Origin of the sequence: Streptomyces torulosus (genome assembly GCF_001419765.1) — a bacterium.
GTDB classification, from domain to species: Bacteria; Actinomycetota; Actinomycetes; order Streptomycetales; family Streptomycetaceae; genus Streptomyces; species Streptomyces torulosus.
Genome location: NZ_LIRK01000562.1, coordinates 1 through 6862, shown reverse-complemented (window position 1 = coordinate 6862; position 6862 = coordinate 1). Strand labels below are relative to the sequence as shown.

Below are 6862 nucleotides of genomic sequence, written 5' to 3'. Positions count from 1 at the left end.
CCCGGTCGGCCGCCCACCGGCGGACCGGCGCGGGGCCGGGCATGGAAAGAGGGCCTCCGTCCGCGGACGGAGGCCCTCTTCACACGGCTGCGGTTACGCGGGGACCGATGCCACGCCCGGCTCCAGGAACTTCTTGCCGTTCACCCGCTCGCTGACGCCCTCGCGGTCCAGGTACGGCGTGATGCCGCCCAGGTGGAAGGGCCAGCCGGCGCCGGTGATCAGGCAGAGGTCGATGTCCTGCGCCTCGGCGACGACACCCTCGTCGAGCATCAGGCCGATCTCCTGCGCCACGGCGTCCAGGACACGGGCGCGCACCTGCTCCTCGGTCAGGACGACGTCGCCCTGCTTCAGGAGCGCGGCGACCTCGGGGTCCAGCTCCGGCTTGCCGGAGTCGTAGACGTAGAAGCCGCGCTTGCCCGCCTTGACGACGGCCGCGAGGTTCGGGGAGACCGTGAAGCGGTCCGGGAAGGCCCGGTTGAGGGTCTCCGAGACGTGCAGACCGATCGCGGGACCGACCAGCTCCAGCAGGACGAGGGGAGACATCGGCAGGCCCAGGGGCTCCACCGCCTTCTCCGCGACCTCGACCGGCGTGCCCTCGTCGATGACGTTCTGGATCTCGCCCATGAAGCGGGTGAGGATGCGGTTCACGACGAACGCCGGGGCGTCCTTCACCAGCACCGCGGTCTTCTTCAGCTTCTTGGCGACGGCGAAGGCCGTGGCCAGCGATGCGTCGTCGGTCTGCTCGCCGCGGACGATCTCCAGCAGCGGCAGGATCGCGACCGGGTTGAAGAAGTGGAAGCCGACGACCCGCTCGGGGTTCTTCAGCTTCGACGCCATCTCGGTGACCGACAGCGAGGAGGTGTTGGTGGCGAGGATCGCGTGCGCCGGGGCGACCGCCTCGACCTCCGCGAACACCTGCTGCTTGACCCCGATCTCCTCGAACACGGCCTCGATGATGAAGTCCGCGTCCGCGAAGCCCTCGGCCTTGTCCAGGACACCGGTGACCAGCGCCTTGAGACGGTTGGCCTTGTCCTGGTTGATCCGGCCCTTGAGCAGCAGCTTGTCGATCTCGGCGTGGACGTAGCCCACACCCTTGTCGACGCGCTCCTGGTCGATGTCGGTCAGCACGACCGGCACCTCCAGGCGGCGCAGGAACAGCAGCGCGAGCTGCGAGGCCATCAGACCGGCGCCGACGACACCGACCTTGGTGACCGGACGGGCGAGCGACTTGTCCGGCGCGCCGGCCGGGCGCTTGCCGCGCTTCTGCACCAGGTTGAAGGCGTAGATGCCGGCGCGCAGTTCGCCGCCCATGATGAGGTCGGCGAGGGCCGTGTCCTCGGCGTCGTAGCCCTGCTGGAGGTCGCCGTTCTTGGCGGCGGCGATGATGTCCAGCGCGCGGTAGGCGGCCGGGGCCGCACCGTGCACCTTGGAGTCCGCGATGAAGCGGCCCTTGGCGACGGCCTGGTCCCAGGCCTCACCGCGGTCGATGACCGGGCGGTCGACGACGATCTCGCCCTTGAGGACGGACGCCGTCCACAGCAGCGACTGCTCCAGGAAGTCGGCGCCCTCGAAGAGCGCGTCGGCGATCCCCAGCTCGTAGACCTGCACGCCCTTGAGCTGCTTGTTCTGGTTGAGGCTGTTCTCGATGATCACCGAGACGGCCTTGTCGGCGCCGATCAGGTTCGGCAGCAGCGTGCAGCCGCCCCAGCCGGGGACCAGGCCGAGGAAGACCTCGGGGAGCGAGAACGCGGGCAGGGCCGCGGAGACGGTCCGGTACGAGCAGTGCAGACCGACCTCGACACCGCCGCCCATCGCGGCACCGTTGTAGTACGCGAAGGTCGGGACGGCGAGGGTGGACAGCCGCTTGAAGACCTCGTGGCCGCCCTTGCCGATGGCGAGCGCGTGCTCGTGCTCCTTGAGGAGCTCGACACCCTTGAGGTCGGCGCCGACCGCGAAGATGAACGGCTTGCCGGTGATGCCGACACCGACGATCTCGCCGGCGGCGGCCTCCTTCTCGACCTGGTCGATGGCGGTGTTCAGGTTCGCCAGCGACGCCGGGCCGAAGGTGGTCGGCTTGGTGTGGTCGAAGCCGTTGTCCAGCGTGATCAGGGCGAAGCGCCCCGCGCCGAACGGCAGGTCGAGGTGGCGTACGTGCGCGCTCGTCACGACCTCGTCCGGGAACAGCTCCGAGGCCTGCTTGAGAAGCTCGGCGGTGGTGGTCACTTGTCCCCCTCGAAGTGCGGGTTCTCCCAGATGACGGTGGCGCCCATGCCGAAGCCGACGCACATGGTCGTCAGGCCGTAGCGGACGTTCGGCTGCTCCTCGAACTGGCGGGCCAGCTGCGTCATCAGACGCACGCCGGAGGAGGCCAGCGGGTGACCGAAGGCGATGGCGCCGCCGTACTGGTTCACGCGCGCGTCGTCGTCGGCGATGCCGTAGTGCTCCAGGAAGGCGAGGACCTGGACGGCGAAGGCCTCGTTGATCTCGAACAGGCCGATGTCGTCGATGGTGAGGCCCGCCTGGGCGAGCGCCTTCTCCGTGGCCGGGATCGGGCCGTAGCCCATGACCTCCGGCTCGACACCCGCGAAGGAGTACGCCACGAGGCGCATCTTCACCGGGAGGTCGTGCTCGCGGGCGAAGTCCTCGCTGGCGATGATCGAGGCGGTGGCGCCGTCGTTCAGACCGGCCGCGTTACCGGCGGTGACCCGGCCGTGGACGCGGAACGGCGTCTTCAGACCCGTGAGGTTCTCGATGGTCGTGCCCGGACGCATCGGCTCGTCGGCGGTGACCAGGCCCCAGCCGGTCTCGCCGCCCTCGGGGTTGGTGCGGCGCACCGAGATCGGTACCAGGTCGGCCTGGATCTTGCCGTTGGCGTACGCCTTGGCGGCCTTCTCCTGCGAGCGCACGGCGTACTCGTCGGCGCGCTGCTTGGTGATGGTCGGGTAGCGGTCGTGCAGGTTCTCGGCGGTCATGCCCATGAACAGGGCGGACTCGTCGACCAGCTTCTCGCTGACGAACCGCGGGTTCGGGTCCACGCCCTCACCCATGGGGTGGCGGCCCATGTGCTCGACGCCACCGGCGATGGCGACGTCGTAGGCGCCGAAGGCCACGGAACCGGCGACCGTGGTGACGGCGGTCAGGGCGCCGGCGCACATGCGGTCGATGGAGTAGCCGGGGACGGTCTGCGGCAGACCGGCGAGGATGCCCGCCGTGCGGCCGATGGTCAGGCCCTGGTCACCGATCTGCGTGGTCGCGGCGATGGCGACCTCGTCGATCTTCGCCGGCTCCAGACCGGGGTTGCGGCGCAGCAGCTCCCGGATCGCCTTCACGACGAGGTCGTCGGCGCGGGTCTCGTGGTAGATGCCCTTCGGGCCCGCCTTGCCGAACGGGGTGCGGACGCCGTCGACGAAGACGACGTCCCTGACGGTACGAGGCACGATGGCTCTCCTCCAGGGTGCGGGATGGCACTACTGCTGCACGACACGCTGAGCGCGCGCTCAGGCCCATGCTACTTACGAGTAACCGGACTGCCCACCCCTGAGGGCGGGAGCGGTGAACGTCACACACCCTCGGCGTGTTACCGCCGGTTACATGCATCCAGCTTAGGGGTGCGTGGAACCGCGCGACCAGCCCGAAACGCCTCAGCGGTCCCGGACCGCGATCACGCCGCGGGAGCGGTGGATCCCCTGGGCACCAGGACCGGGGTCGCCACCGGGTGGGAGGAGGCATCCCCGGCGATCACCCCGAACAGCGTGCGCGCGACCTCCGCCCCGAACCCGTGCACGTCATGGCTCATCGCCGACAGGGTCGGCCGGGTGAGCCGGCACAGCTGCGAGTCGTCCCAGGCCAGCAGCGAGACGTCCGCCGGCACCCGCACCCCCATCTCCGCGGCCACCGACAGGCCCGCCACCGCCATGATGTCGTTGTCGTAGAGGATCGCGGTCGGCCGGTCCCCGTCGGGCGCGCTGAGCAGCGACCGCGTCGCCCGGGCCCCGTCCTCCCCGGAGAAGTCGGTCGTCACCTGGCGCACCCCGGCCAGCCCCAGCCGCCGCGCCGCCTCGTCGACCGCGGCCGTCCGGATGGCCGTGTGCCCCAGCAGCGCGGCGCCCCCGACCCGCGCGATCCGCCGGTGTCCGAGCGCCGCGAGATAGCGGACCGCCTCCGACACGGCGGTCGCGTCGTCCGTCCACACCGAGGTGAGCCCCCCGGTCAGGGACGGATGCCCGACCGCGACGACCGGCATGCCGAGCCGCTGCGCCGACGCCGCCCTCGGATCGTCCGTGCGGAAGTCCACCAGGATCGACCCGCTGACCTGCCGCCCCCGCCACCACGCGTCCTGCACCGCCATCTCCTCGTCCAGGTTCCGCACGAGACGCAGCAGCAGCGAGCAGGACCGCTCGGTCAGCACGCTCTCCATCCCGGAGACGAACTCCATGTAGAACGGCTCAAGCCCCAGCAGCCGCGCCGGCCGGCAGATCGCGAGCCCCACGACGTCCACCCGCTGGCTCGACAGCGACCGCGCTGTCAGATTCGGTGTCCAGCCGAGCTCCCGCGCCGCCGTGAAGATCCGGTCGCGCGTGGCGTCGGACAGTCCCGGCTTGCGGTTGAAGGCGAGCGAGACCGCCCCCTTGGACACTCCGGCACGCGCGGCGACGTCCTTGATCGTCACCCGAGGGGGTGTGCTCATCGGGCGGGCTCCACACAGAACAGGGCCCGCCGGACGGCCGCCTCGTCCGGTACGGCCGCCCAGCCCGTCACCCCGATGGTGACCCGCTCCCCGGGCAGCAGCGTGACCCGCCCCGTGTCGGCCCGGGCCGCCGCGTCCAGCCGGTCGGCCTGGAGCAGCAGGTCCCGCAGCAGTGTCCGCGCGGTCACGGTCACCGCCCCCGGCGCCACCTCGACGTCGAACTCCGGCCGGGGGTAGGGCACTTCGCGGTCGGGTGCCGGGAAGTGCAGCGCCCGCAGTCCGCCCACGTCCGCCACCAGGAACTCCTTCGCGCCCGCCGGCTCCACCTCACGCGGCACCGGCACCTCGACAATCGCGCGGGGCCCGACGGCCGCACCGGGGACCGAGAACTCGGCGATCACCTCGCCGTCCACCGACATCCGCCGCAACCGCGGCGCGGCCGGCTCCCACACCTCACCCGCCTGGTTCACGACGGCCAGCACCAGCGCTCCGCCCCGCTCCTGAAGCGTCACCAGCCGGTCCGCGTACAGCCGCCGCAGCTCGTGGTAGAGCGGCTTCTCCCTGCCGTCGCCGTCGATCGCCGCCCAGGACGTCACCGGCCAGCAGTCGTTGAGCTGCCACACGATCGTGCCCGCGCACACCGGCCAGTGCGACCGCCAGTGCTCGACACCGGCGGCGACGGCCCGCGCCTGGTTCAGCTGCGTCAGATAGTGCCACCGGTCGAAGTCCCCCTCGGGCAGCGCGAAATGGCGGGCGAGGCCCCGCTCCAGCTTCCCGTTGCCGTCCTCCGCCTTCTGGTGGTGCAGCATCCCCGGCGAGTCGGCGGCCAGCTCCTCCCCGGCCTCGGCCAGCGCCCGCCGCAGCGTCGCGTACGCGGGCGGTGCCTGCCAGCCGAACTCCGCCACGAACCGGGGCACGTTCGCCCGGTACTCCGCGTAGTCCTCCCGGTTCCACACCTCCCAGGAGTGGTGCGTGCCGTGCGCCGGGTCGTTCGGATGGTGGTCCCAGGACCCCGACCAGGGGCTGCCCGCCGTGTACGGCCGCGTCGGGTCCAGCTCCGCGACGATCCGCGGCAGCACGCCCAGGTAGTACCCCTCGCCCCAGGACTCCCCGGCGAGCCGCTCCTCCCAGCCCCAGTCCCGGAACCCCCACAGGTTCTCGTTGTTGCCGTTCCACAGCACCAGCGAGGGATGCGGCATCAGCCGTACGACGTTCTCCCGGGCCTCGGCCTCCACCTCGCCCCGCAGCGGCTGCTCCTCCGGGTAGGCGGCGCACGCGAAGGGGAAGTCCTGCCAGACCAGCAGCCCCAGTTCGTCGCAGACGTCGTAGAAGTCGTGGCTCTCGTAGATCCCACCGCCCCAGATCCGCACGAGGTCGACACCCGCGTCGGCCGCCTGGGTGAGCCGTGCGCGGTAGCGGTCGCGGGTGACGCGGGAGGGGAAGGCGTCGTCCGGGATCCAGTTCACGCCCCGCGCGAACAGCCGCTCGCCGTTGACGACGAAGGTGAACCCGGTGCCGTGCTCATCGGCCACCCGGTCGACCTCCACGGTCCGGAACCCGACCCGCCGCCGCCAGGTGTCGAGCCCCTGGCCCCCGCCCTCGCACAAGGTCAACTCCACGTCGTACAGCGGCTGTTCGCCGTACCCGCGCGGCCACCACCGTTCTACGCCGGGCACCTCCAGCCGGACGACGCCGCTCGTGCCCTCGACCTCCGCGACCGCGCTGACGCCCCCCACCCGCGCCCGGAGCCGCAGCCCCGCCTCCACGGCCGCCCGCTCCACGTCGACGTGCAGCTCCACCTTCCCGGTCGTGCCCTCGACCGTCACCAGCGGTCGGACGCGGGCGATCCGGGCCGTCGACCAGTGCTCAAGGCGCACCGGCCGCCAGATCCCCGCCGTCACCAGGGTCGGCCCCCAGTCCCAGCCGAACGAGCAGGCCATCTTGCGGATGAACTGGAAGGGCTCGGGATACGCGTTCGGCCGGTCGCCGAGCCGTTCGCGCACCGCCTCCGCCTCGGCGTACGCGGAGGCGAACCGCACCGAGAGCCGGCCGCTCATCCCGGTGACGTCGAAACGGTACGACCGGTGCATGTTCCGCACCGACCCCAGCAGCCGCCCGTCGAGCCGGACCTCGGCGGCGGTGTCCAGCCCCTCGAAGACCAGGTCGGTCTGGTCC

At 71.5% G+C, this 6862-nt stretch carries 4 protein-coding genes; all 4 read right to left on the bottom strand.

Going from position 1 to position 6862, the window contains the following annotated elements; genetic code table 11:
- Positions 1-93: 93 nt before the first annotated feature.
- Positions 94-2223, bottom strand: a complete 2130-nt coding sequence (locus tag AOK23_RS33370; protein ID WP_055716282.1) for a 3-hydroxyacyl-CoA dehydrogenase NAD-binding domain-containing protein — start codon at positions 2221-2223, stop codon at positions 94-96.
- A complete protein-coding gene (locus AOK23_RS33365) occupies positions 2220-3437 on the bottom strand; it encodes a thiolase family protein (protein ID WP_055716281.1) in 1218 nt (405 codons plus the stop codon). The genes AOK23_RS33370 and AOK23_RS33365 overlap by 4 nt, the downstream gene beginning before the upstream one ends.
- 224 nt (positions 3438-3661) lie before the next feature.
- Positions 3662-4687, bottom strand: coding sequence for a LacI family DNA-binding transcriptional regulator (locus tag AOK23_RS33360; protein ID WP_055716280.1), 1026 nt, complete (start codon positions 4685-4687; stop codon positions 3662-3664).
- Positions 4684-6862: glycoside hydrolase family 2 protein (locus AOK23_RS33355; RefSeq protein ID WP_055716279.1), on the bottom strand; the 2179-nt coding region annotated here is incomplete at its 5' end. The genes AOK23_RS33355 and AOK23_RS33360, both read right to left, overlap by 4 nt.

Excerpts from the sequence above, each read along its gene's own strand:
- AOK23_RS33360 (WP_055716280.1), bottom strand. The coding sequence starts at position 4,687 with ATGAGCACACCCCCTCGGGTGACGATCAAGGACGTCGCCGCGCGTGCC.